General features: G+C 60.4%; 16 protein-coding genes. 11 read left to right on the top strand and 5 right to left on the bottom strand.

Annotated elements, in window-relative coordinates:
• Nucleotides 1–151: 151 nt before the first annotated feature.
• From EXQ56_04640 to EXQ56_04650, 3 genes are all read right to left on the bottom strand, one after another.
• Nucleotides 152–1,201, bottom strand: a complete 1,050-nt coding sequence (locus EXQ56_04640; GenBank protein MSO19740.1) for a phospholipid carrier-dependent glycosyltransferase — start codon at nucleotides 1,199–1,201, stop codon at nucleotides 152–154.
• 64 nt (nucleotides 1,202–1,265) lie between these two features.
• Complete coding sequence (locus tag EXQ56_04645) at nucleotides 1,266–3,095, bottom strand: hypothetical protein (GenBank protein ID MSO19741.1); 1,830 nt, start codon at nucleotides 3,093–3,095, stop codon at nucleotides 1,266–1,268.
• A 20-nt stretch (nucleotides 3,096–3,115) separates the two neighbouring features.
• Nucleotides 3,116–5,152 (bottom strand): glycosyltransferase family 39 protein, encoded by a 2,037-nt coding sequence (locus tag EXQ56_04650; GenBank protein MSO19742.1) that lies wholly within the window; start codon nucleotides 5,150–5,152, stop codon nucleotides 3,116–3,118.
• Nucleotides 5,153–5,456: 304 nt separating this feature from the next.
• Between EXQ56_04650 and EXQ56_04655 the strand changes: the two genes are divergently transcribed.
• The 5 genes from EXQ56_04655 (at nucleotide 5,457) to EXQ56_04675 (ending at nucleotide 11,799) form a co-directional block, all read left to right on the top strand.
• Complete coding sequence (locus EXQ56_04655; protein MSO19743.1) at nucleotides 5,457–7,901, top strand: DUF1592 domain-containing protein; 2,445 nt, start codon at nucleotides 5,457–5,459, stop codon at nucleotides 7,899–7,901.
• 106 nt (nucleotides 7,902–8,007) lie between these two features.
• Entirely contained in the window at nucleotides 8,008–9,381 is a 1,374-nt protein-coding gene (locus EXQ56_04660; GenBank protein MSO19744.1) for a DUF1552 domain-containing protein, read from the top strand.
• Nucleotides 9,382–9,403: 22 nt separating this feature from the next.
• Nucleotides 9,404–9,640 carry an addiction module protein gene (locus EXQ56_04665; protein MSO19745.1) on the top strand — a complete coding sequence of 79 codons (237 nt, stop codon included), beginning with the start codon at nucleotides 9,404–9,406 and terminating at the stop codon, nucleotides 9,638–9,640.
• Entirely contained in the window at nucleotides 9,637–11,238 is a 1,602-nt protein-coding gene (locus EXQ56_04670; GenBank protein ID MSO19746.1) for an ankyrin repeat domain-containing protein, read from the top strand. Before EXQ56_04665 ends, EXQ56_04670 begins: the two co-directional genes overlap by 4 nt.
• 108 nt (nucleotides 11,239–11,346) lie before the next feature.
• Entirely contained in the window at nucleotides 11,347–11,799 is a 453-nt protein-coding gene (locus EXQ56_04675; protein ID MSO19747.1) for a homogentisate 1,2-dioxygenase, read from the top strand.
• Between the two features lie 10 nt (nucleotides 11,800–11,809).
• Here the strand turns inward: EXQ56_04675 and EXQ56_04680 are convergent, their stop codons facing one another.
• Nucleotides 11,810–12,487: a hypothetical protein gene (locus EXQ56_04680; GenBank protein MSO19748.1), complete on the bottom strand. Its 678-nt coding sequence runs from the start codon at nucleotides 12,485–12,487 to the stop codon at nucleotides 11,810–11,812.
• A 164-nt stretch (nucleotides 12,488–12,651) separates the two neighbouring features.
• Here EXQ56_04680 and EXQ56_04685 point away from each other — a divergent pair, with 164 nt between their 5' ends.
• The 4 genes from EXQ56_04685 to EXQ56_04700 all read left to right on the top strand — a co-directional run bounded on the left by EXQ56_04685 (nucleotide 12,652) and on the right by EXQ56_04700 (nucleotide 18,005).
• Nucleotides 12,652–14,046: an amidohydrolase gene (locus EXQ56_04685; protein ID MSO19749.1), complete on the top strand. Its 1,395-nt coding sequence runs from the start codon at nucleotides 12,652–12,654 to the stop codon at nucleotides 14,044–14,046.
• An 82-nt stretch (nucleotides 14,047–14,128) separates the two neighbouring features.
• Nucleotides 14,129–14,620 carry a (2Fe-2S)-binding protein gene (locus EXQ56_04690; GenBank protein MSO19750.1) on the top strand — a complete coding sequence of 164 codons (492 nt, stop codon included), beginning with the start codon at nucleotides 14,129–14,131 and terminating at the stop codon, nucleotides 14,618–14,620.
• 8 nt (nucleotides 14,621–14,628) lie between these two features.
• Nucleotides 14,629–17,049, top strand: a complete 2,421-nt coding sequence (locus tag EXQ56_04695) for a xanthine dehydrogenase family protein molybdopterin-binding subunit (GenBank protein MSO19751.1) — start codon at nucleotides 14,629–14,631, stop codon at nucleotides 17,047–17,049.
• A 104-nt stretch (nucleotides 17,050–17,153) separates the two neighbouring features.
• Nucleotides 17,154–18,005 (top strand): xanthine dehydrogenase family protein subunit M, encoded by an 852-nt coding sequence (locus EXQ56_04700; protein MSO19752.1) that lies wholly within the window; start codon nucleotides 17,154–17,156, stop codon nucleotides 18,003–18,005.
• Between the two features lie 155 nt (nucleotides 18,006–18,160).
• Here the strand turns inward: EXQ56_04700 and EXQ56_04705 are convergent, their stop codons facing one another.
• The gene (locus tag EXQ56_04705) at nucleotides 18,161–19,171 is read right to left on the bottom strand and encodes an amidohydrolase (protein MSO19753.1); all 1,011 of its coding nucleotides are present in this window, start codon (nucleotides 19,169–19,171) and stop codon (nucleotides 18,161–18,163) included.
• 317 nt (nucleotides 19,172–19,488) lie between these two features.
• Between EXQ56_04705 and EXQ56_04710 the strand changes: the two genes are divergently transcribed.
• Together EXQ56_04710 and EXQ56_04715 are read left to right on the top strand one after the other, a co-directional pair.
• Nucleotides 19,489–22,785, top strand: a complete 3,297-nt coding sequence (locus EXQ56_04710; protein MSO19754.1) for a TonB-dependent receptor — start codon at nucleotides 19,489–19,491, stop codon at nucleotides 22,783–22,785.
• Between the two features lie 217 nt (nucleotides 22,786–23,002).
• Nucleotides 23,003–24,361 (top strand): MFS transporter, encoded by a 1,359-nt coding sequence (locus EXQ56_04715; protein MSO19755.1) that lies wholly within the window; start codon nucleotides 23,003–23,005, stop codon nucleotides 24,359–24,361.
• Nucleotides 24,362–24,379 lie beyond the last annotated feature (18 nt).

The following is a 24,379-nucleotide window of genomic DNA, read 5'->3' on the forward strand; positions in this document are numbered from 1 at the left end:
ACAATGCATAGCCAGCAGCCAGTGGTAGCGCCGCCAGATAGATCGGCGACAGGAAAGATCCCACCGGACCAAACCTTTCGCCACGTACAATCACATTCCACGGCAACATGACCAGCGCAGAGATTCCTCTCCCCAGGCCGTGAATGCTCTGTTAAAATTTCTGGTTGGCAATGTCGACACCGGTCCACGGACCAAACCCAAACCATTCTGGAAAATACGGCCACACGGGATTTCCCGTGTACCAGGCATTGCGGATATACCATGGGCAGGCCACGGCAATCGTGATCACCGAAAAAATAAGCGCCGGACGAAGACTTCGTTGCTTGACGGAATACGCCAGAAGATACGTCCCCGCGCAAAGTATGGGAAACAGCGCGAGGTACTTCGTCGTCGCCGCAAACCAGAATAGCGCGGCGGAAATCGCCAACCAGCCATGACGTTGATTCTCCGCCTCAATTTTTCGCCAATTGTACAGACTAAAAAAGGCGAGGGTCAGATACAGGGCAAGCCCCGCATCCACATAGGCTGCCGTGCCCAGCCAGAGAACCAAGGGGTTGGATAGCCACAAGACGGCGGCCAGCGCTCCAGCGCGCTGCGTGAACATTCGAGCGCCCCAGCCATATAGCGCCAGCGCAGTCAGCGCCATCATCAGGAATTGCGTCAGTTGCGCCGCAATATCGTCAGCCAGCAGTAGCATCAGCGTGAACAGCATCTCGCTCGACTGCGGGAATACCGGGAAGCGCAGGTAAGGCGTGTAAACGACCGCTCCCTCTCGAACGTAAATCTTCGCCGATGCCAGGTGATAGCTGATCGCATCCCATTGCGTGGGCGGATATAGCGGCATTTGCAGAATAGGAATAGCAAGCGCAACGGTCAGTGCAGCGAGAGTAACCTTCAGAGGCGAAACCCTTCCGGGAAGCCGCGCGACCCACTCTCTAGTTACACTCACTGGAGGGAGTGAAATCAAGGTAATCGCCGTCAATACCGCTAACATCACTCCACTGCTCAGAATGTGCAATAGTCCAGCAGCCAGCACGAAATGAGAGATTAGCCCAAGGCCCAGCGCTGTGCAGAAGGAGACTTTCTCCGCGGCCCCGCGGTAATCCGTGCCACGCGTAAGGCGCGCGCCCAGCAGATAGGCCACCACGGCGAACATAGCAATCAGCGCATAATGTTCAACAAAGAACCAAGTCTGATCCATATCCGTACATCATTCTCCTCTTAAATGCTTCACCAGCCTCTGGCGCATAATTGTTGGTCTAATTCTACTCCACGTAAAAGACGAAGATGGAGTGACCGATGCGGGCCTTGGCTGTCTTGATGGGAAGAGTGCTGCGGTAGTCGCAATGGCGATTCCACGGGGCGCCGGTATAAATCATCGCTGACAGCGCCACCCAGCCTTTGGGTGGCTTGCCGCAGCCGACGGGACCCAGATACTTTTCCCTGAAATAATAGACCGCATCCGGCGGACCAAAGAATTCCGCGTGCAGGCCGGGGATGCCCTGCTCCTCGACGTACTGCGCCAATCGCTTCACATCCTGACCCCAATCGAGGTTTGAGTCATTCAGATACTGCCAGCCGCCCCGCGGCCCGCCGGCTAACTCATTGAAGTAAGCAAGGTAGGAGGGAAACACGCGTAGTACGGTAATGGCCTGCCAAGTGAGTAGGATAGCCAGTGTGGCAAGCGCTGCTCGGCGAGCAGTGAGTGACTTGAGTGACTCATATAGTTTGACTACTTGACGCGAGATCAGTATAAACATGAACGGAAACGCGGGCAGCAGATGGCGCACACCGATGTTCATATTCGAACGGATCAGCGCCGTCCAATACACTGCCAGCATCACCAGAAACGCGAACTCAGTGAAGTGAGTGAGGAGCCAGCGCGTGAGTGCGCCGCGAGTACGGTCGCGCTGTTGCATTCGCCAAAACAAAAAGCCCAAGGCCGCCAGCGTCAATAGATGCAGCGCCAGCGGCTCCTTCAACAGATACGCCGCCGGGAAGTAGACGCGCAGGCCAGTCTCATGTACCTGGCCAAAGAAGAACAGGGGTTGGCCCCAGCGGGAAGCTTTCAGCGCGACCAACAGGCCCAGAAAATATTCAGCCCAGGGTTGCATCAGCGGATGCCCCGAGGCCCATATGACGATGTCCTTGGCCGTGCCGCCCATGCCGTAAATCAAGCGATGATACTCAGCCGAGGCGCGCTGCATCTCCGGCGGATAACTCCAAACATGGTGGAGATAGATCGCGTAAATCACCACCAGAGCCACGCCCAGGATGCCTCCCGTCCGCGCCAGCGTAGCACCCAGACCCCGCCACTGCGATGCGCTCGGTAGTCGTAGAGCCAGCGCTTTTATGCGTTCATCGCCCGCGCCGCGACGCAACTCAAACAGTGGCTGCCGCTCGCGGCCTGCGCCAATGAAGGCCCATACAGTCGCCAGAAACAGATAGATGGGCAGCAAGGCAATCGTCGAGAATTTCGTCAGCAGCGCGAAGCCCAGCGCGAGGCCTGCCCATAAAATATTCTTCCGAGTCGGCGATTGCAAAAAGCGCAGGAAGGCAGTGAGTCCCACGAAAAAGCCGGCGGTGGCGCCTAAGTCAGTGGCCACAAATCGACCGTGAGCGATGAATGTAGGTGACAGTGAGTAGAAAAAAAGAGTGAGTAGGGCGACTGAGTCATCGTAGTGCTTGCGTGTCCAGAAGAATAGGACCGCGCCGAAGCCCAGCGCGAACAGGATCATCGGTAGGCGCGCGGCGTGGAAGATGGCGTCGGCGTCATTGCCGGATTGATACAGAAATTCGCGGCCCACAATGTCTGGGTCCTCCTGCGCCCAGCCGCTCATCTCCCACGGCTCATTCAGGTCCATGAACAGCAGCGGCAACGCGCCCAGGGACTTGATGAGCGGCGGATTCTGCGGTTCCAGCCGAAACTGCTGCGTGCGCAAATAGCTGTAGCCGGAGATCAGCGCGACATTGTCGTCCGAATTGGCCGTGTCATCCCAGGCGCTCAAGAACATCAGCGCGCCCATCAGCACGAGCAGCGCCGCCGCTGCAATTGATGCGAATTGTCGATGCAATGCCATTTTTATGCGGCGCATTCCTACTCTTACTCATTGACTCACTCAACGTGAAAGATCAGCGTGGAGTAACCTACTTTCGCAGTCAGGTTTTCCAGCGGTATCCAACGCCGGTAGTCACACGCAGGGTTCTGTGTGGAGGACTGATAGGACATCACCGACACCGCCACCCAGCCATGGCGCGGAGGGAAGCAGGTGTTGATCGCCTCCCACTTGCCGGGCAGATAGCGATTCGCGTCCGCTGACCCGAAATAGTCCAGCGCGAGTTTCTCGATGCCGCGCTGCTCGACGAACTGCGCCAGCCGCCCCATGTCCTGCCCCCAATCGGCATTCGAATCAACCGCGTTTCGCCAGCCATTCTCGGGGCCTCCCGCGAATTCGTTAAAGTAGGCCATGTGATAGGGATGGACGCGCAGCACGCTGCTGACCTGCCAGCCGAGCAGCGCGGCAACAAACCCGAAATAGCCGATCAGCACAAGCCCGGTGTGAACGATAAAGTTTTCCCGCAGGTTCATCGCCAGCGGCAGGCGCACGGCGAACTCGCGCAACTCGCGCGCCACCAGTACGTATGTGAACGGCAGCACCGGCAGCAGGTGGCGCACTCCGATGTTCAGATTCGAGCGGATCGAGACCAGCCAGTAGACGGCCAGCACGAAGAGCATCGCCGCGGGCGCGAAATCCAGCCGCAGCGATTTGGATATCATGCCGCGCCACCCCAGCGGCATCCCGCGCAGCAGAAACAGGCCTGTCAGCGCGGAGAGAATCGCGATCACGCTCAACACATGCAGCGCCGCAGGTTCCTTCATCAAATAGACAGCCGGAAAATATTTGCGGACACCTTGTGTGTGGAACTCGCCGAGCAGATAGGGGCCGTTGCCCTGAGCAGAGCGGATCATTGTCTGTATCACGCCGGCGAAGTAAGCCGCCCACGGCCGTAGCAGCGGCTTCCGCGCCGCCCACAGCACAAGGTCCTTGGGCGTATTGCCCACGCCGCGCCCGGTAAGGCTGAACTTGGCGCGCTCCAATTGGCGCTCCTGCGGCATGTTCCCAAGGTGATGCGCGTAGAAGGCATAGACGAAGAGAAACCCCGCGCAGATCACGCCAGCCACGCGCGCCGCCGTCAACCGAGGCACTCTCGCGGCACTCGGCGCGACTTCACTCGACTTCCTCCACGCTTGCCTCCACGCCTTTGCAAATGACGGGATGGCGATCAGCAGCGTGCGCCGCGTCCAGCGGATGGGCGAACCCCACTGCTTGCGCAATGGCGTCAGGCTCCCAAGGACGCTCTCCGGCAGAGGGCGCGCGCGCTTTTGAATCAGCAGATGCCAGGCCACGGCCAGCACGATGAAGATGGGCACCAGCAGAATGGTGGAGAACTTAGTCAGCAGCGCAAGACCCAGCGCCGTACCCGCCAGCAGGACGTTCGCGCCCGACGGCCGTTCCAGAAATCGCAGAAACATGATGGTGGCAATGAAGAATCCAGCCGCAGCACCGAGGTCGGTGGTTACCAGCCGCCCATGCGCCAGAATGGTCGGCGAGAAGACATAGAGCGTCAGCGCGATCACCCCTGCCACATCGCCGTAGCGGCGACGCGTCCATGCGAACAGCGCCCAGCCGAGCAACAGGGTGAGCGCGATGATGGGCGCGCGCACGGCGAACATCGCGCGATCGGGATCGCCAGTCGAGTGGTCGAGCAGCTTCCGGCCGAACTCCCACGGATCGCCGTTGAACCAGTTGGGATCGTCCCCTAACTTTTCCCACGACAGATCCAGCTTCATGAACAGCAGCGGCAGCGCGGCAAGGTCTTTCAGCAGCGGAGGATGTTCCGTGTTGAAGTCAACCGTGCGGCGCGTCAGGTAAGTGTAACCAGCGGCGACATGGGGCTGCTCGTCGTAGGTTACAGCATCCTCCAGCGCACCAGACACCATGAGCCAGCACATCGCTGCCAGCAACAGCGCCGCCCAGCAAGGTCCGAGCCACGCGGGCGGGTGCGAATTCTCCGTGCGATCCGCACGTGGCGGCCTCGGGACAATTCTGTCCGGCTGGCCCCGGTCTGACAGCCCTAGGTTATCTGCCACGTTCGAGGCCTCGTGTAAGCGGTATTGATCAGCGGACTTGCCCTCCGGGCGGGCGCGTTGCCTGCGCCGCAGATTCAACCGAGACTAGCACAGCAAGCCCTTCCTGGGAAGCCGCTTAACCTGAAAACACCTCCTGCCCAGACCCCTATCTGATTCCCTTCCTGACCAACAAAAACTCTGTTTCTTATGGAGATAGGTTCGTGTACACTGAGGCTATAAAAGTGCGTAATTACGGCTCCGCTGCGGTGTACTGCATCCGTCCTGGCTGAGCGAAAGATCGGTGAATTGTCGGAGGTCCGCAACGGTGTTCCGAACTCTAGTGAGATATCTGAGCGTGATTCTGGCAGCAGCCACGCCTATGCTGGCACAGGTGCCGTTCGCCGCGCCGCACGGAGCCCCCGCAGATATCGTCGCGCGGTACTGCGTCGGTTGCCACAACGATAAGCTCAAGACCGGCGGTCTCACTCTACAGACGATCCGCATGGATCGTCCCGCGGATAATGCCCCAGTTTGGGAGAGCGTCCTGCGCAAACTCAGCGCACGCGCCATGCCGCCCGCCGCTGCGCCCAGGCCCGACGAGGCTGCCTACAATACCTTGACTGAGTATCTGGAAACAGAACTGGATCGCGCCGCGACCACCGCGCCCAATCCCGGACGCACCGCCGCCGCGCACCGGCTGAATCGCACCGAGTACACCAACGCGGTGCGCGACTTGCTGGCGGTCGAGATCGATTCGTCTACGCTGCTGCCCGCCGATGACTCGAGCCGCGGCTTCGACAATAATGCCGACATCCTTTCCGTCTCGCCGCTGCTGCTGGAAAAATACATGGTCGCAGCGCGGCGCATCAGCACGCTGGCCGTGGGCGACGCCGACGTCAAGACCTTCACCGCCACCTACGACGTCCCGCGCCGCCTGACGCAGGACGACCGCATGAGCGAAGACCTGCCCTTCGGCTCGCGCGGCGGCCTGGCCGTGCGCCACTTTTTCCCCGTCGATGGCGAGTACTCGATCAAAGTCCGCCTGATGAAGAACAATGACAACTACATTCGCGGCCTCGGCGACCGCCATCAATTGGACGTGCGCATGGACGGCGCGCGCGTGAAGCTGTTCAGCGTGGGCGGCGAATCGGTGGGCCGCTCCGGGCCGGTCTACGCCTTCATCAACAAGGACTACAAGGGCGACGCCGAGCAGGAGAACTACGAACTCACCGCCGACGCGCACCTGCAAGTCCGCTTCCCGGCGACGGCGGGCACGCACACGATCGCAGTGGCCTTCCTGAATCAATTGACCGAGTACGAAGGCGAGTTGATGCCGCGGCAAAACTTCGACGAGATGTACGCTTACAAAGGCGGCGATCCCGCAGTGGACACCGTCGCCATCACCGGCCCGCTCAGCACGAAGGGTTTGGGACTCACTGAAAGCCGCCAGCGAATATTCATTTGTAACCAGAAGCCAGTCGATCCGGCGGAGAGCCGGCTCAGCATCCCGCCAGCTACCTGCGCGAAGCAGATACTCTCCGCGCTGGCGCGGCGCGCCTATCGCCGTCCCGTGCAGGATGCCGACCTGAAGGCGTTGCTGAAATTTCATGAAGTCGGGAGCAAACTGGGCGGATTCGAGGAAGGCATCCGCACTGCGATACAAGGGCTGCTGGTCAGCCCGGAGTTTCTGTTTCGCGTGGAGGCCGATCCGGTGGGCGTGAAGCCCAGAGCGGTCTATCGCAGCAGCGATGTCGCGCTGGCCTCGCGCCTCTCGTTCTTCCTGTGGTCCAGCATTCCCGATGATGAGTTGCTCACGCTGGCCGAGCAGAACAAGTTGAGCGATCCGCAAGTGCTGGACGCTCAGACGCGGCGCATGTTGGCCGACCCGCGCTCCAGCGCGCTGATGGACAACTTCGCCTCGCAGTGGCTGGGCTTGCGCCGTCTGGCCGCCGTCTCGCCGGACCCGCTGGCCTTCCCTGACTTCGACGACAATCTGCGCCGCGCCATGCTCCAGGAAACTTTAATGCTGGCCGAGACCATTGCGCGCGAAGACCGCGGCGTGCTGGACTTCCTCACCGCCGACTATACGTTTGTGAACGAGCGCCTGGCGCGGCACTACGGCATCCCCAACATTTACGGCAGCGATTTCCAGCGCGTGGCCCTCAAGGGAACGACGCAGGACGGCACACGCGGCGGGCTGCTCGGACAGGGCAGCATCCTGACCGTTACGTCGTATGAGAATCGCACTTCGCCCACGCTGCGCGGCAAGTGGGTGCTCGACAATTTGCTGGGCACGCCGCCGCCACCGCCGCCTCCCAACGTCCCCGCGCTGGTGGAAGAGAGCGCCGGCAATGGCAAGCAGCGCAGTATGCGCGAGCGGCTGGAGCAGCATCGCGTCAATCCCGTTTGCAGCACCTGCCATTCGCGCATGGACCCGCTGGGATTTGCGCTCGATAATTATGACGCCGTCGGCCGCTGGCGCACGCATGAAGGCACCACGCCTGTCGACGCCTCCGGCGCGCTGCCGGACGGCGCGAAGTTCAACGGCGCCGGCGAACTGAAGAAAGTAATGCTGGGACGTTCCGAGCAATTTGTTTCCACATTTACGGAAAAGCTGATGATGTACGCGCTGGGACGCGGCGTGGAATATTACGATCAGCCCGCTGTGCGCGGCATCCTGCGCGACGCGGCGGCGCAGAATTACAAATGGTCGGCGCTTGTTAGCGGCGTGGTGCGCAGCGCGCCGTTTCAGTCGCGCGTCGCGCGGTAGTGACAGTGCCTCGACCGTCAGGGAGCGGGGGTTGGTTCCAGGTGAGGCCAACCCTCGCTCCCTGACGGTCGAGGCACTGTAAAAGAATGAGGAGGGCAAACGAGCCATGATGATATTCAAGAAGACGATTCCACGGCGAAGTTTTCTGCGCGGCGTGGGCGCGACTGTCGCGCTGCCGCTGCTGGATTCCATGATCCCCGCGCTGACGGCGAAGGCATTAGCCTCTGGCGCCGCCGGTCCCGACACGCGCTCGAATCTGTCGCCGGTGCGCTTCTCGGTGGTGTTTGTTCCCAATGGCCGCATCATGAAGCATTGGACGCCGGAGGCCGAGGGCGCGAACTTCACGCTGCCCACCACGCTGGCGCCGCTGGCCGCGTTCCAGAAAAACATGCTGGTGATGAGCGACCTGAACAACATGTCCAACCAGCGGCAAAACGTCAGCGGCGAGGCCGGGCCGCACGCGACAGCGAGTGGCTGTTTCCTGACCGGCGTCTATCCCAAGCCGCCCGGACAGGCGGGCATCTCCATCGACCAGATTGCGGCGAAGGAGTTGGGTCAGCAAACGCAATTCTCATCGCTTGAATTGTCGCTGGAGTCCGGCGAGACCGGCGGCGGCGGCGATGGCGCGGACTCTGACGCCTATCTGAACACCATGTCCTGGCGCAGCGCGACCACACCGCTGCCCACCGAAAATAATCCGCGCAGGCTGTTCGAGCGCATGTTCGGCGAGGCCGATTCGACTGACCCCGCCGAGCGGAAACGCAATTGGGCGGTGGATCGCAGCGTACTGGATGTGGTCACCGGCCAGATCAGCGGCCTGACCGCGCGGCTGGGCACGCCCGACCGCGCCAAGTTGAATGAGTATCTGGAAGCGGTGCGCGATGTCGAGCGGCGCATCCACCTGGCTGAAGAGCGCACGGTGCGCGATCTGCCGGTGATCGAACGTCCGGCGGGGATGCCGGAGAATTACGAAGAGCATTCGCGGCTGATGTTCGACTTGCAGGTTCTGGCGTTCCAGACCGACATGACGCGCGTGAGCACCTTCGCCATGGCGCGTGAAAAAAGCGAGCGCGCCTACCGCGAGATCGGGCTCGATGAGGGCCATCACGCGCTGACGCATCACGGCTACGATGCCGGCATGGTGGCCAAGTGCGTGCAGATTGAAACGTATCAATCGAAGCAGTTCGCTTACTTCCTTGAGAAGATGAAGTCCACCACCGAGGCGGGACGCACGCTGCTTGATAATTCCGTGATCCTGTTCGCCAGCAGCATCAGCGACGGCCACGCGCACTCGCGGCGCAACCTGCCCATCGTGCTGTTCGGCGGCGGCGGCGGACGCATTCAGGGCGGCCGCCACATCCGCTACGCCAAGGACACGCCGCTCGCCAATCTGTACCTGACGGTTCTCGATATCGCCGGCGTGCGCCTCGACAACTTCGGCGACAGCAACGGCAAGCTGAACCTGCTGCCCATCGCGTAGAAGATGGAGATGGAGTTTTTCTATGGGGACTACTATTGATATCTCCAGCCTGGGCGTGGAGCAGCGACTGCTGCTACTAGAAGAAATCTGGGATAGCCTCTCGGAGTCACCGGAGGCATTCCAACTGACGGCGGCGCAGGAGGCAGAACTAAATCGCCGTGCGGATGAGATAGACGCGGGAGATACATCCGGCACTCCCTGGGAGGAAGTCGTGGAAAATATTCGAAACAAGCACAAGTCTGGAGTAGAAAGAAAATGACCGGACGCAATAATGCACGTAACGCAATCATCGTAGTGCTCATGATGGTCAGCACTCAGTTGTACGCGACCGTGAACGATCTGCGGCTGGTGGAGGCGGCCAAGGCACGCAACATCGCGGCGGTGCGCGCGCTGATCGCGCAGAAGGTGGACGTGAATGAGCCTCAGGCCGATGGCGCGACCGCGCTGGCGTGGGCCGCGCATGAGGATGACGTGGAGATGGCTGGACTGCTGATCGCGGCGGGCGCGGACGCGAACATCGCCAACGATTATGGCGTAACGCCGCTGGAGTTGGCTTGCGCCAAGGGCAGCGCGGCCATGGTGGCAAAGCTGCTCTCAGGCAAGGCGGATCCCAACAAGGCGCAATGGAACGGCGCGACGCCGCTGATGAGTTGCGCGCGCTCCGGTAGCGCGGAGGCCGTCGAGGCGCTGCTGAAAGCAAAGGCGAATCCCAGCGCGAAGGAGTCGCGGCGCGGGCAGACCGCGCTGATGTGGGCCGCGGCGCAGAAACACTCCGCCGTGGTGAAGGCGCTGGTGAAGGCCGGCTCGGAGGTCAACGCCAAGTCGCAGTTGCCCGCCGATATGAAGCCGATTCTGTATCTCACCTATGGCGTGTACCGGCGCGATCCCACCACGGTGGACCGCTTCGAGGCCGGCGACGCGCATCTGGATCCCACCAGTTCGCGCGGAGGATACACGGCGCTGATGTTCGCGGCGCAGCAGGGCGATCTGGACTCGGCGCGCGCGCTGGTGGAGGGCGGGGCGAACGTGAATGACGTGAGCACGGAGTACGGCAGCGCGCTGGTGGTGGCCGCCGCCAGCGGACATGAGCCGCTCGCGCTCTACCTGGTCGAGAAGGGCGCCGATCCCAACGTGGCCGACGGCTGGGGCTTGAACGCACTGCACTACTCGCTGCGCGCGGGCATCATCGCCATCGGCATGTCGCGCGACCGCATTCGCACGGACCGCTATTGGCATAAACCCGGCCTGCCTGAGCTGGCGAAGTCGCTGCTGGCGCATGGAGCCAATCCCAACGCGCGCATCGGCAAAGGGCTGCCGCCGTTTGACTATCCGTTTTTCGCGCGCACCACGGGCAATTCGATGCCGCAGATTCGCCAGCCCGGCGCCACGCCGTTTCTGCTGGCCGCCGCCGCGTTCGACGCGTCGATGATGAAGCTGCTAATTGAGCACGGCGCGAATCCCAAATTATCCACCGATGAAGGCACCACGCCGCTGATGACCGCATCGGGCATGGGGCGCCTCGAAGACCTTTCGCCGGAGGAAGAGGCCAAAGCGCTGGTCGCCGCGCGGATGGCGCTGGAGTTGGGCAACGACGTCAACGCCGCCAATCAGGATGGCCGCAATGCGCTGGGCGCGGCGGCATTTCTCGGCGCGAACTCCATTGTGGAACTGCTGGCCGGCAAGGGCGCGAATCTGGAGATGCAGGACCGCTACGGGCAATCCGCACTGAGCATCGCCAAGGGACTGCCGGCGAAGATAACCGGGCAGGACAAGCGATTCCGCGGCAGCGGCGGGCACCAATCCACCGAAGAGTTGCTGCTCAAGCTGGGCGCCAAGCCCATCGCGGAAAAGAATTAGCCACAGAGACACGGAGGCACAGAGTTTAAGAAGGGTAAGTTTTTTTTACCCTCGTTCTTATCTCTGCGTCTCCGTGCCTCCGTGGCAAGTCATTTTGAGGAGACGATCATGTCGTACACCGAAAAGTTTACCTGGGCGGGCAAGGAGCTTACGCTGAGGCGCGAGCAGTCGCCGGTGGAGAACATCTCGACGGAGAGCGCGAAGGTCAAGATCGAGAAGATCAATATCAACGATCCCGCGCTGCGGCCCGCCAACTATGACCAGGCCGATGGCTCGGTGATGCCCATCTTTCAGGCCGACGGCGTGCGTGTGGATCTTTCCAAGCGCTCCAGTCACGACATGCCTTTCTGGCATCGCAACATGGAGTGTGATGAGCTGATCTTTTGCTACAAAGGCGGCATTCGCTGGGAGACGGAACTCGGCAATCTGGAACTGAAGCCCGGCGAGATGTTTGTCATCCCCAAGGGCATCGCACATCGCTCGCTGTTGCCGGAAGACAATACCGACGACAACATTATCATTGAGCTGAAAATTCGCGGGGACATTGCAAAACTGATTTAGCGTGACAGTGCTAAATACCCAGCATGGAGGTGGGCTTGGTGGGGACTTCCTGCATGACGGCGGTTCCGCCGACGCGCGAGGCGACGTTCGAGGCAAACTCGGCCATCATCTGATCGGCCTTCTTCTTGATCATCGGCCCGCCGAACTCACCGATCTTGCCGAAGAGATTAATATCAGAACCGGCGATGAGGCGCGTCTCGTTGGCGGAAATTTCCTCAAGGTTCATGGTCAGCTTGCCCTGGATCATGCCGCTGATGCGCTGGTCGTTGGCCTCCACGCGCATGATGGCGGTGTGAGATGCCGCATCCATCTTCTCGATCTCGATCCTGCCCGACAGGCGCAGCTTGACCACGCCCACCTTCTGCGTGATGACGCCGACGTAGTGGGTCTCATCCTGCTTGGTGACTTCCTCCACGCCGGGCAGGCAGGTGGCTACTTTGGGGATATCGGTGAGAAACTCCCACAGCTTTTGGGGAGACGCGCTGATCAGGCAATGATTGGTAAAATTCATTTGTAGTTCACCAGCAGGCGGGCAGAAGCACTCATGCGCCGCGAGCCCTTCCATAAGTTGCAAATTGGAGGAATTAGTACAAGGGCCAGCGTATCGGAAGCGGCGGAAAATCACAAGGCGACGTGAGGCCACGCTGGAACTTCCTCGCGATTTCGCACAAGCATCGGTGCCCGCCATTGTAAAATGGCCATTAGCTCTCGTGGCGGATCGCCGACAAACTGCTTAACGTCGTCATTCCGAGCGTAGCGAGGAACCTGCTGTCCCCATCGCGCAACGTAAAAGCAGGTCCTCTTCGGTTCGCTCAGGATGACGACATAAAGAATTAACCGAGACACTAACACATGGCTGATATTTTTCTGCACAATGCCGATTGGCTGATTACCGTGGACCCGCAGCGGCGCATCATCACGGATGGCGCGCTGGCCATTGAGGGCGGGAAGATTGTCGCCGTCGGAAAGACGCGCGACATGGAGGCGCGGTACTCCACATCGAAGCGAACCATCGACGCGCGGAACCGGGTGGTCCTGCCCGGGTTGATCGACTGCCACATCCACACTTCATTTCAATTGGCGCGTGGACTGGCCGATGAGGTCAGCGCACAAAAATTTCTCTTCGAGCGCATGTATCCCTACGAGGGGTTGCTCACGGAAGAAGAAAGTTATTGGAGCACGCAGCTCTGCGTGCTGGAGCTGCTGCGCAACGGCGTTACCACTTTCATTGACGCGGGTAATTACTTTCCTGATGTTACCGCGCGCGTGGTGGGCGCGGCGGGGATACGCTGCGCGCTGGCCAAGTCGGCCATGGACATCGCCAAGTCGCCCTTCGGCGCGCTGCCCGAGCGGTTCCGGGAATCCACCGAGCAGGCCATCGAGCGATCTGAGGAAACCGTGCAGCGGCTGCACGGCACTCACAACGGGCGTGTGCGCGGATGGTTCCAGTTTCGCGGCATCCCCAACTCCACTGACAAACTGGTTACGCGCATGAAGGAGCTTGCCGACCGCTACAAGACCGGGGTGCAGACTCACGCTTGTTTCGCCAAAGACACGCTGGAGGCCTGCAAGACCTCATTCGGCGTTACGGAGATTCAGCGCCTCGAGCGCCTGGGCGCGCTGGGGCCGAACATCCTGCTGGTCCATTCCGGCTGGGTGAGTCCGCATGAGTTCGAGTTCATCCGCAAATACGACTGCAAAGTGGTGGCCGCGCCGAGTTCCAGCCTGCACAATTCCTACGGCAATATTCTGATGGGAAAGATTCCTGAGTTTATCGAGATGGGCGTGGCCGTGGGACTCGGCTCCGACCATGCGTCGTCGGGGATTGTTGATCTGTTGCAGGAGATGTTCCTGGTCGCCGGCGTCTACAAGGAAGTGCGGTTGAACACCAGCGTGATGCCGCCGGAGCGCGTGGTGGAAATGGCCACCATCAACGGAGCGCGCTGCGCGTTGTGGGAGGACGAGATCGGGTCGATCGAAGTGGGCAAGAAGGCCGACCTGACGCTGTTCGACACGCAGATGGCGCAGTGGCAACCGCTCTACAATCCCGTTGCTAATCTGGTGTATTCCGCCACGGGCGCCAGCGTTGATACGGTGATCTGCGACGGGCAGGTGTTGATGGAAGACAAGCAACTCAAGACGTTGAACGAGCAGGAGATTTTCCGCGAAGTGAAGCGGCTGATGCCAGGCATCCTCGAGAAGACGAAACTAGCAGACAAAATCAAGCCGACCTGGCCTATCATATAAGATTCGTTGCGATTTGGTTTACGGTGCGGTGCCGCGAGCGTCAGCGAGCGGCACTGTCACGCGCTTCGCGGAAGGGTAATTTATGCAACTGGTAAAGATCACCATCAATGGCAAGGCATTTGAACATGAGGTGGAGCCGCGGCTGCTGCTGGTCCACTACATCCGCGAGAAGGCCCAGTTGACCGGCACGCACGTCGGTTGCGACACGGGCAACTGCGGAGCCTGCACCGTGGTTTACAACGGCAAGCTCATCAAGAGTTGCCTGATGCTGGCCGTGCAGGCCGACGGCGCCGAGATACTCACCATTGAGGGCATGAGCCAGCAGGACCCGGAGAAGCAGAAGAACGGCCTGCACCCGATTCAGGACGCGTTCCTCGAAAAGTTCGGATTCCAGTGCGGCTACTGCACCTCAGGGATGGTGCTGAACACGCACACACTTCTGAAATCGAATCCCAATCCATCCGAGCACGAAATTCGCGAATCGCTCGAGGGCAATCTCTGCATGTGTACTGGTTATCAACAGATCATTGAATCCATCCAGTACGCCGCCGAGAAAATGAAGGCGAGCAAATAGGGAAGCACATGACCACACTACTTGATTACGACAAACTATTCGTTACGCGCAACTACGTCGGCAAGCCCATCCGCCGCAACGAGGACGAGAAGTTCGTGAAGGGCGAAGCGGTCTATGTGGACGACATTGACATGGACTGCGCGCACGTGGCCATTCTGCGTAGCATCTTCCCGCACGCGCGGCTCAAGAAGATCGACACCAGCAAGGCCGAAGCGCTGAAGGGTGTGCTGGCCGTCATCACCGGGCCGGAAGTTGTCGCGCAGACCAAGTCGGTGCCGCCGCGCGCCATCGCCAAACCGCTGAAGCAGTATGTGATGGCGGGCGAAAAGATTCGCTATCTGGGCGAGCCTATCGCCGCCGTGGTGGCCGAAGATCGTTACATCGCCGAAGATGCGCTGGAGTTGATCGAGGTCGAGTACGAGCCGCTACAGGGCGTGACCCGTATTGAAGAAGCGCTGAAGCCCGGCGCGCCGCTGCTGTTTGAAGAGAATGGCAGCAACGACTTGCTGCACGACACCATGACGCACGGCGACATCGACAAGGCTTTCAAGGACGCCGATCTAGTCCTCAAGGAAAAGTTTGCGGTGCATCGCTATAGCTCGACACCGCTGGAGAACTGGGCGATGATCGCTCGGCACGACAAGGGCAATGACTCGTTCACCATGTGGGCCAACGATCAGCAGCCCGGTCGCAGCGTCGCCAACATGAGCGCGGTGATGGGCGTGCCCATGAACAAGCTGCGCCTGATCGTTCCTGAATCCGGCGGCGGCTTCGGCATCAAGCTGGCCATATGGCCTTACATGGTCATCCTATGTCTGCTGGCGAAAAAAGTGGATAAGCCCATCAAGTGGGTACAGACGCGGCGCGAGCACTTGCTGGGCGGCACGCACGCGCCGGACTGCACGGTGGACATGGAGATGGCGCTCAAGAAGGACGGCACCGTGCTGGGCATCTCGGTGATCGACAAGGAGAATGACGGATCGTTCATTCACACCGCCGGCATCTACTCGCTGATTAAGTTCGCCACGCTGGTCGGGTGCTATCAGATCCGGGCGTCGCGCATGGAGCTGGTGAGCGTGGCGGCGAACAAAGGCCCCACGGTGCAGAATCGCGGCGTCGGCAAACCGACCGCGATCTTCACGCTGGAACGCATGATGGACATCGCCGCGAAAAAATTGGGGTTGGACCCGGTAGAGATACGCCGGAAGAATTTCGTCCAGCCGGAGCAGATGCCCTACACCACGCCATCGGGCGAAGTCTATGAGAGCGGCAACTATCCCGCGACGCTGGACAAAGCGTTGAAGATGGCGGACTACGAAGGTCTGCGCAAGATGCAGGCCGAGGCACGCAAGCAGGGGCGGCATATCGGCATCGGCATGAGCACGGGCGTGGAGCCGGGCACGTCGAACCTGGGCTACTACTACACGTCGTCGGGCATCCCGGAGTACATGGGGAGCGGCGAGGGCGCGATGGTGGCGCTGGACTACGACGGCAACATCAGCGCCATGATCGGTTCGGTGGATACCGGACAGGGCCACGCGACCACCATCGCGCAGGTGATCTCGGACATGCTGGGCACCACGCCCGCGCACATCTCGGTGGACAACACGCTGGACTCGTTTGTGTCGCCGTCGATTGGGCACTCGGGGTCGTACTCGAACAAGTTCAATGACGTGGACCTCGGCGCGGTGATTCGCGCGACAGAGAAGGTCCGCGACAAGATGCTGCTCATCGCGGCGCATATCCTGAAAGCCCCGCTGAGCGAGATGCGCTTCGTACCCGGCGGCACCGCCATTGGGGTGAAGGGAGACGCGGCGCGGCAGATGTCGTTCCAGGACATTGCCGGATACGCCTACAAGCGCATCACCATGCTGCCCGACGACATGGAGCCCGGACTCAAGGAGATCGCCTTCTATCGCAACAAGGCCGCGAAGATGCCCAACAAGGACAACTTCAACGTGCAGTTGACGCACTCCAATTCCGCGCACATTGTGGTGGCCGAGGTGGACGCGCAGAGCGGCTTCGTCAATATCCTGAAATACGTGATCGTGCATGACTGCGGCAACCAGATCAATCCCGGCATCGTGGACGGCATGGCCATCGGCTCCACCGTGCATGGACTGGGCGCGACGTTCCTCGAGGAGTTTGTCTACGATGACAACGGCCAGTTGCTGGCCACGACCTTCATGGATTACCTGAAGCCGGTCGCCGCCGGATTGCCGCACATCGAGCTAGGCCACATGCACTCGCCCTGCCCGACGACGATGCTGGGCACGAAGTCGGCTGGCGAAGGCGGAGCGATCGGTTCACTCGCCGCCGTCGCGGGAGCCGTGGAAGACGCGCTGACTCCGTTCGGGGTGAAGATCACATCCCTACCCTTGACGCCGGAAAAAATCATGAACGCGATTCTGCGCACGAAGGTGATTTGACGATTCGACGAAGTTGGTCGCTGTGGGTTGGTCGCTGTGGTCAGAACCGCTAGAAAACTGAAAGTGGGCAATTTGGTCAAGTTTGTCAATTAAGGACGGAAAGAATGTTCCCAAATCGGTTTGATTATCATCGCCCGAAGACGATTCAGGATGCCATTGCACTGCTGGTGAAGTACCAGGATGACGCCAAGCTCCTCGCCGGCGGACAGAGCCTGATCTCCATGCTGAAGCTGCGGCTCGCCAACCCCACCTGCCTGGTGGACCTCGCCGGCCTCGCCGGCCTGAGCTACATCCGCGAGGAGGGCAACAAGATCGCCATCGGCGCGATGACCACCTACGCCGACATCAAGGACTCCAAGTTCCTGCAGGCTCAGTGTCCGCTGCTGCCGAAGGCCGCCGCCGTAGTGGGCGACGTTCAGGTGCGCAATCGCGGGACCATCGGAGGCAGCATCGCGCACGCCGATCCCGCTGGCGATGTGCCCGCCGCAATCCTCGCGCTCGATGCCGAGATCAAGGCAACCGGTCCTAATGGTGATCGTTGGCTGCAAGCGGCGGATTTCTTCGAGGGCATGTATGCTACCGGGCTGGCCGTGGATGAGATACTCACCGAGATTCGCGTTCCTGTACAAGGCAGCGCGCGATCCGCGTATATGAAGGCAGCGCGGCGCCCGTCGGACTTCGCCATCGTGGGCATGGCTGCATACATCAAGCTGGCTGCGAATATGACCTGCGAGAGCATCGCCATCGCGGTTACCGGCGTTACCGACAAGCCCTATCGCGCATCAGCGGCGGAAGCGAAGTTAAAGGGGACGAAGCTCGAGGCCAAGTCGATTGAAGCCGCATCGCCATTGGTTACAGAGAACATTGACCTGGTGGGCAACATGCACGGCTCCGCCGACTTTCGCCGCCATTTGGCGGGCGTCTATTTGGGACGCGTGATCGCCGCCGCCCAGTAGCGAAGATCGAACAGAGCCGCGACCGGGACGGGAGCGGTTGCTGGAGCGTATCGAGACTTCAACCAACCGCTCCCTCCCGGTCGCGGCTCTGTTAAAAGCAAAACCCCACGGTATCTTCGCGATGCCGTGGGGTTGCGTTTGCACCGTAGCCCTGGCTAGCGAGGAATCTTGATTAGCTTGCGCGCGTTGGTCTCGTAGATCTTCACGCGGTCTGACGGCGCCAAGGTGCAGCAATCCAGTGAGCGCATGGTCTCGCGCACGTTGAACGCGCCGCCCTCGTGATCAAAGGGCATGTCGCTGCCATAGACCACGTTGTCCACACCGAAGAAAGCGATGCCGCACTCCATTGCGCCGGGGCCGGAGACGGCCGTGTCCGCGTAGAACTTGCGGAAGTAATCGAGCGGACGCAGCTTCAGCGAGTGCTCCCACAGATGCTTATCGTGAGCAGGTGTGCGGCTGCCGAGAATGTCGAGGCCCGGGCCGATGCGGCCTTCAAAGTAAGGGATCATCGCGCCCAGATGATGCGTGATGATCTTCAGATTGGGCAGCTCGTCGAAGATGCCCGTGAACACCAGGCGTGACATGGCGATGCTGCTCTCATAAGGCCAGCCGAACACCCACCACAGCTCGTATTTCGAGTGCGACTCGTTTTGATAATCCGGAAAAGTCGAGGGCCGCGCCGGGTGCAGCCAGATGGGAAAGTCGTACTCGGCCATCTTCTTAAACAGTGGGCGGAACTCGACTTCATCGAGCGGACGTCCGTTGACGTTGGTGAATATTTGCACGCCGCGCGCGCCAAGCTGCGTGATGGCGCGATCCACTTCCTTCAGGCAGGCATCCATATTGTTCATGGGCAATGAGGCGGCGAAGCCCAGGAAGCGATCGGGATACTTCAAGCACAACTCGGCCATGCCATCGTTGGCGATGCGCGCCAGCTCCGGAGAAACTTTGGGATCGCAGAAATTTTCAATGCCCGGCCCGGCCAGCGTCAAAAATTGATGATAGCCCTCATGCTGATCCATCACTTTGAAGCGCAGCTCCAGGTCCACCAGCATGGGCAGATCGCGCACGCGGTTATTGTGGTACTTGGCCGCGGCCTCCGAGACTGTCATCATGCGGTCGTAGAAGCCCTGGGTAAAGATGTGGGGAAAGATATCGATTTTCATGCAACCCTCGTCACGCAGGAATTGGACTCATTCCAGAAATAGGCCATGCCGCGACCGCGACCGCGCCTGCGCCAGTCGCGCACCACGGCCATGTCCGTATCAGTGGAATCAAGGATTTTACGGCATGTGGAACAGCTTCGCCACTGTTTTCCTAAGATACTTTTGAAGCTCGCGGCGCAAACGCGGCTGCAGCGCCAGGGCTCCCCAGTAAGTGATGTCGCTTCCAATCATTCTGCTTGACAGTAATCCATCAATTTTATATAGTCCGGCCACGGGTCTAAATTGTAGAAATTGGGTATCAATCGGGAGATTATGCGATGACACTAAAGGCATTTGTGCGCGGTTATTTGTCAGGCCGCAAGATCCTTACGCTTATGGTTCTGGTGTTGCTGGGAGGCAACTGGGCATTGGCGCAGGTTACCACCGGAACGGTCTCTGGCACGGCGACCGACAGCAGCGGCGCGGTGCTGCCCGGCGTCAAGATTGAAGTCATGAGCGAAACCACTGGCTTGACGCGAACCGTTGTGACCAACGCCACGGGACACTACTCAGCTCCGCAGCTCACCGTCGGCGAATATCGAGTCTCGGCCACGCTCGAAGGATTCAAGACTGAGGTGCGCAGCGGCGTGGTGCTTACCATCGGACGCGAAGCGGTGATCGACCTGCAGATGTCCGTCGGCGCAGTGGCGGAGACGGTGGAAGTGACCGGCGAAGCGCCACTCGTGCAGACCACCGAGTCCACGGTCAGCTATATCGTGGACGACCGAACCATTCGCGAGTTGCCGCTCAACGGCCGCGACATGACGCAGCTCATCCTGCTGAACCCCGGCGTTACGATCTCCGTGAACAGCCCGGCCAACTCGGCCTTCAGCGGCTACGGCAAGCGTGTCAGCATCTCCGGCATGAGGGGCGAGGACAACATCTATCTGCTGGACGGCGGATTGATCGGCGACTTCCGCCGCCACATTCCCGCCGGACCTTCCGGTGCGCTACTCGGCATCGAAACCGTGCAGGAATTCCAGGTGCTTACCAGTTCGTTCAGCGCGCAGTACGGACGCGCTCTCGGCGGCGTGTTCAACGCCGTCTCCAAGGGCGGCACCAACGAATTCCACGGCAACGCATATGATTTTCTGCGCAACAGCGCGGTAGACGCCCGCGACTTTTTCGACCGCAAGCGTTTCGCGGACAGCCCGCGACTGCCTCCGTTCCGCCGCAACCAGTTCGGCGCAACTTTTGGCGGACCGGTCCAGCAGGACAAGACCTTCTTCTTTTTGGCCTACGAGAGCACGCGCGAAGTAAAGACGAGCCTGCAGGCCCCTGCCACCATGGACGCCGACTTACGCCGGGGAATTCTCAAGTTGAATGGAAACCCCACGGGAGTGACCGCGCCGATTAATCCGATCATGATCCCTTACATCAATCAGTATCCGCTGCCCAGCCCGCAGGGGCGCGCCTTCGGCGATGGAACGGCTGAGTTTCTGTACGATTACAAGCAGCGCAGCACGGAGCATTTTGGCCAGACGCGCGTGGATTTGCCCAGTCTGACGGCGCAAGACTCGTTCTTCGTCCGCTTCACCGGATCCAGCTCGACGGGCAATGCCCCCAACTCGTTCCCCGGCTTTGAGCAGGTTTCGAGCCTGAAGTCCTGGCTGGCCACGCTGTCCGAGACGCACATCGTCTCGCCGACAACGTTGAATACCTTTCGCTTCCACTTCAATCGGGTCATTCCCCTCGATACCGGCAACGCGCCGGCTCCCGGACCAGGCATCACCTTGACGCCGGGTCAGGAAAACCTCCCGATGGTGAGCCCCACCGGGCTTACTTCTTACGGCGGCGCGGGATTCGATACCGACCCCACCTACATGGTCAGCAATCGCTTTTCGTTTCAGGACGACGTCAACATAACGATAGGTGGGCATTCGCTGCAAGTGGGCGGTATGCTCGAGCGGTTGCAGTTCAACGGCAGCTTCCCGAACCGCAGCTTCGGCGTCTGGGGCTTCACTAACGTGCCGAATTTTCTGGCGGGAGTCGCCAACACCTATCGCGGACCAATCCCCGGCCAGGGAACTTACGAGCGGGGATTCCGCAACTGGGCCTTTGCGCTTTACCTGCAGGATGACTGGCGCGTAACGCCGAAGCTGACCGTGAACCTCGGCGTGCGCTGGGAGCCGCAGACCGTTCCCACCGAAGTCGCCAACCGCATCTCCAACCTTCGTTACATCACGGACAATCAGGGGACTGTCGGTTCGCCGTATTGGAAGAACACGTCGTGGGACGAGTTCGGCCCGCGCGTCGGGTTCGCCTATTCGCCGTTCGATGGCGGCAAGACTTCCATTCGCGGTGGAGCTGGCATGCTCTATGAACCCAACGATCCGAACCTCTACTACACCCAGATGGTACGCAACCCTCCGCTGGGATATGACTTCACCATCGCGGTCCCGGCCAATCTACAGCGCTTCCCGGATGCGCAGGCCCAGATCAACGCGCAGAACACCTCCGGGCCGGGCTATGCAATTCCCTTTGATAACATGCGGAGTCCCCATGCATTGCAGTACAACCTGAACCTCCAGCAACAGTTCGGTGCGGCGAATCTGGTGACGGTGGGATTCGTCGGCAGCCGCGGCATCAATCTTCTGTCGGTGGGCGACATCAACATGCCGCAGGCGGTGTGGGACGGCGTTTCGCTGGCGATGCCCGATGGCGCCACGCTGCGCAATCCAACGTGGTCCTCTGTGGTCTATTACGCCAATGACACCAGCTCCTTCTACAACGGCCTGCTGACGACCTATCAACGGCGATTCTCTGCCGGCCTCCAGGGTCAGGTCTCCTTTACCTGGTCGAAGAACATCTCCGAAACCGATGCCGGACAAACGGCCTCGGCGGTTACCCCCGGCGGCGGACGCATGAAATATCCTCATGATCATTTCGCGCAACGCGGACTGAGCGGCTACGACTTCCGCCGCATCCTCACCTTCAGCTACACCTATGAATTGCCCTTCGGCAAGAATATGGGTGGAGTGCTCGGAAAGGTGCTCTCCGGCTGGCAGACCACCGGCGTGCTGACCATTCGCGATGGACAGGCGCAGTCGGTGCTGGCAACCGTTTCCGCCGCACTCACTCCGCTGGCGGTGACACCCCGCTCGCCAAATGCCAATCCGAATTACAAAGGCGAATTCAATAAGGGCGGGTCCGTCGGCTGCTCGATCAGCAGCACAGGCGTGGTCTACTTGAGCCCGGACACTCCGCCAGCCGGCACGGCGCTGTCACGCACGATCGCCGCAGGCGCGCCATTGGGAACGCCGGAACTGTACTTCGATCCCTGCGCGTATTCCGCTCCGGGCGCACGGCAGCTTGGCAATCTGGCACGCAATACGCTGATCGGCCCTGGCGCAATCGCCTGGAACCCCGCGCTGTCCAAGAAGACATCCATCACGGAACGCACCAGCCTGGAGTTCCGCGCTGAATTCTTCAATATCCTGAACCGACCGAACCTGGGCATCCCCGCCAGCACCGTCTACAACGGCACCGGCGCCGCAGTGGGTACTGCGGGAGTAATCAACGGCACCAGCACCACTTCGCGGCAGATGCAATTTGCTCTGAAGCTGGTTTATTAGCGCGACGTTATTGCAGTGGCAGCCTCTTCGCCCAATTATGGGAAAACTCCATAAGTCGGCGAGGGGGTTGCCGCATACAACCAGCCCAGTTGAAAATGGTTTCGTTACATCTTTTAAGCTGAATATTCCTGCTCTTGAACGCCCCCTTCTGACATATCATAATCATCCGGTGAGTTCCGCGCCGTAAGCCGCCGACCGTTGGCGTGCAAAGGAGTTTATGGGTCCCGCTTCGAAGAATGCCGCGCCAGACCAAGCACCAACCCAAGCCTCGGGAAACCCTGGCGCGGGTCGCCAGACCAAGCTCGTGATGCTCAGCCTGCTGAGCGGCGCGATGATGTTCTCCTTCATGATTCGCCTAGTCCTTGGCGTGGCCGCGCCCAAGCTCAGGCAAATTTACGAAATCGCTCCGAAGGACATGGGCTACCTCCTTTCCGGATGGAACTGGTCCTACACCGGTGCCCTGCCGCTGGCCGGCCCCATCGTGGATAAGTTTGGTCCTTGGATTTCCATGGGCATCGGCTCGGCGATTTGGGGAATTTCCACTATGGCGTTGCCGCTCGCCGCGGGCTTCACAGGGATATTCATCATGCGCTTTGTGTTCGGCATCGGCCAGGGCATCCTGATCCCCACCACCTCCACTTCGGTCTCCAGCCTCTTTCCCGCAAATGAGCGAACGCGCGCCGTCTCGGTGGCCTTCACAGGCAATGCGGTAGGATTGGCCATTGGCGCGCCCGTTGCCGCGATGATTCTGTCGCGCTGGGGGTGGGAGTGGATATTCTACATCATCGGCGGAGCCAGTCTGGTCCTGACCGCGCTGTGGTTCTGGCTCTACCCGAACAAAACGATCGGCCTGGTAAAAGCTCCGGCGTCCGCCGCGGGAGCTGATGAAGCCCCGCCCATGGCGTGGCTTTCGCTATTCCGCTATCGCTCCACCTGGGGCATCGCTTTCGGACAGTGCGGCTATCTCTATGCTTACTACTTTTTCGTGAGTTGGCTGCCCACTTATCTGGTCGACGCGCGGGGCATGACCATACTCAAATCAGGATTCGTATCCTCGCTTCCCTTCCTCGCCGGAGTGCTTGGAACCCTTGCGGGCGGATGGCTCGGCGACTTCCTGATCGCGCGCGGCGTCAGTCCAACGGTCTCGCGCAAAAGCATCATTGGTGGCGGACTGGTGGGATCTACGGTGATGGTAATCGCCGCGGCCTACATCGAGAATGTCTGGCTGGCGGTTACCCTAATTACTCTCTGTGTCGGCTCGCTGCGCCTGGCGACGGCTTCGGCGAACTCGCTGCCGATTGATCTGGCACCGCGCACCGTGCTGGGCTCGGTTACGTCGATTCAGAATTTCTTCGGCAATATCGGTGGCCTGCTCGCGCCTATCGTCACCGGCTACATGGTTCAAGCCAGCGGTGGATCATTCATCGGTTCGCTCGTCGTGGCCGGAGGCATGGCTACCTTCGGCGCGATATCTTATGTGTTCGTAGTGGGAGACCTCGACAAGGACCGCATTGCGCCGCGCGATACCATTGCCAAGACTGGACTCGCGGTACCGTCAGCGCAGACTGCTTCCTAGCATCCGCTGCCCCTCAAT

It is taken from the genome of Acidobacteriota bacterium (assembly GCA_009691245.1).
In the GTDB taxonomy this organism is placed as follows: domain Bacteria; phylum Acidobacteriota; class Terriglobia; order 2-12-FULL-54-10; family 2-12-FULL-54-10; genus SHUM01.

Excerpts from the sequence above, each read along its gene's own strand:
- EXQ56_04640 (MSO19740.1), bottom strand. The coding sequence starts at position 1,201 with ATGGATCAGACTTGGTTCTTTGTTGAACATTATGCGCTGATTGCTATG.
- EXQ56_04645 (MSO19741.1), bottom strand. The coding sequence starts at position 3,095 with ATGCGCCGCATAAAAATGGCATTGCATCGACAATTCGCATCAATTGCA.
- EXQ56_04660 (MSO19744.1), top strand. The coding sequence starts at position 8,008 with ATGATGATATTCAAGAAGACGATTCCACGGCGAAGTTTTCTGCGCGGC.
- EXQ56_04665 (MSO19745.1), top strand. The coding sequence starts at position 9,404 with ATGGGGACTACTATTGATATCTCCAGCCTGGGCGTGGAGCAGCGACTG.
- EXQ56_04670 (MSO19746.1), top strand. The coding sequence starts at position 9,637 with ATGACCGGACGCAATAATGCACGTAACGCAATCATCGTAGTGCTCATG.
- EXQ56_04675 (MSO19747.1), top strand. The coding sequence starts at position 11,347 with ATGTCGTACACCGAAAAGTTTACCTGGGCGGGCAAGGAGCTTACGCTG.
- EXQ56_04680 (MSO19748.1), bottom strand. The coding sequence starts at position 12,487 with ATGGCGGGCACCGATGCTTGTGCGAAATCGCGAGGAAGTTCCAGCGTG.
- EXQ56_04685 (MSO19749.1), top strand. The coding sequence starts at position 12,652 with ATGGCTGATATTTTTCTGCACAATGCCGATTGGCTGATTACCGTGGAC.
- EXQ56_04690 (MSO19750.1), top strand. The coding sequence starts at position 14,129 with ATGCAACTGGTAAAGATCACCATCAATGGCAAGGCATTTGAACATGAG.
- EXQ56_04695 (MSO19751.1), top strand. The coding sequence starts at position 14,629 with ATGACCACACTACTTGATTACGACAAACTATTCGTTACGCGCAACTAC.
- EXQ56_04700 (MSO19752.1), top strand. The coding sequence starts at position 17,154 with ATGTTCCCAAATCGGTTTGATTATCATCGCCCGAAGACGATTCAGGAT.
- EXQ56_04705 (MSO19753.1), bottom strand. The coding sequence starts at position 19,171 with ATGAAAATCGATATCTTTCCCCACATCTTTACCCAGGGCTTCTACGAC.
- EXQ56_04710 (MSO19754.1), top strand. The coding sequence starts at position 19,489 with ATGACACTAAAGGCATTTGTGCGCGGTTATTTGTCAGGCCGCAAGATC.
- EXQ56_04715 (MSO19755.1), top strand. The coding sequence starts at position 23,003 with ATGGGTCCCGCTTCGAAGAATGCCGCGCCAGACCAAGCACCAACCCAA.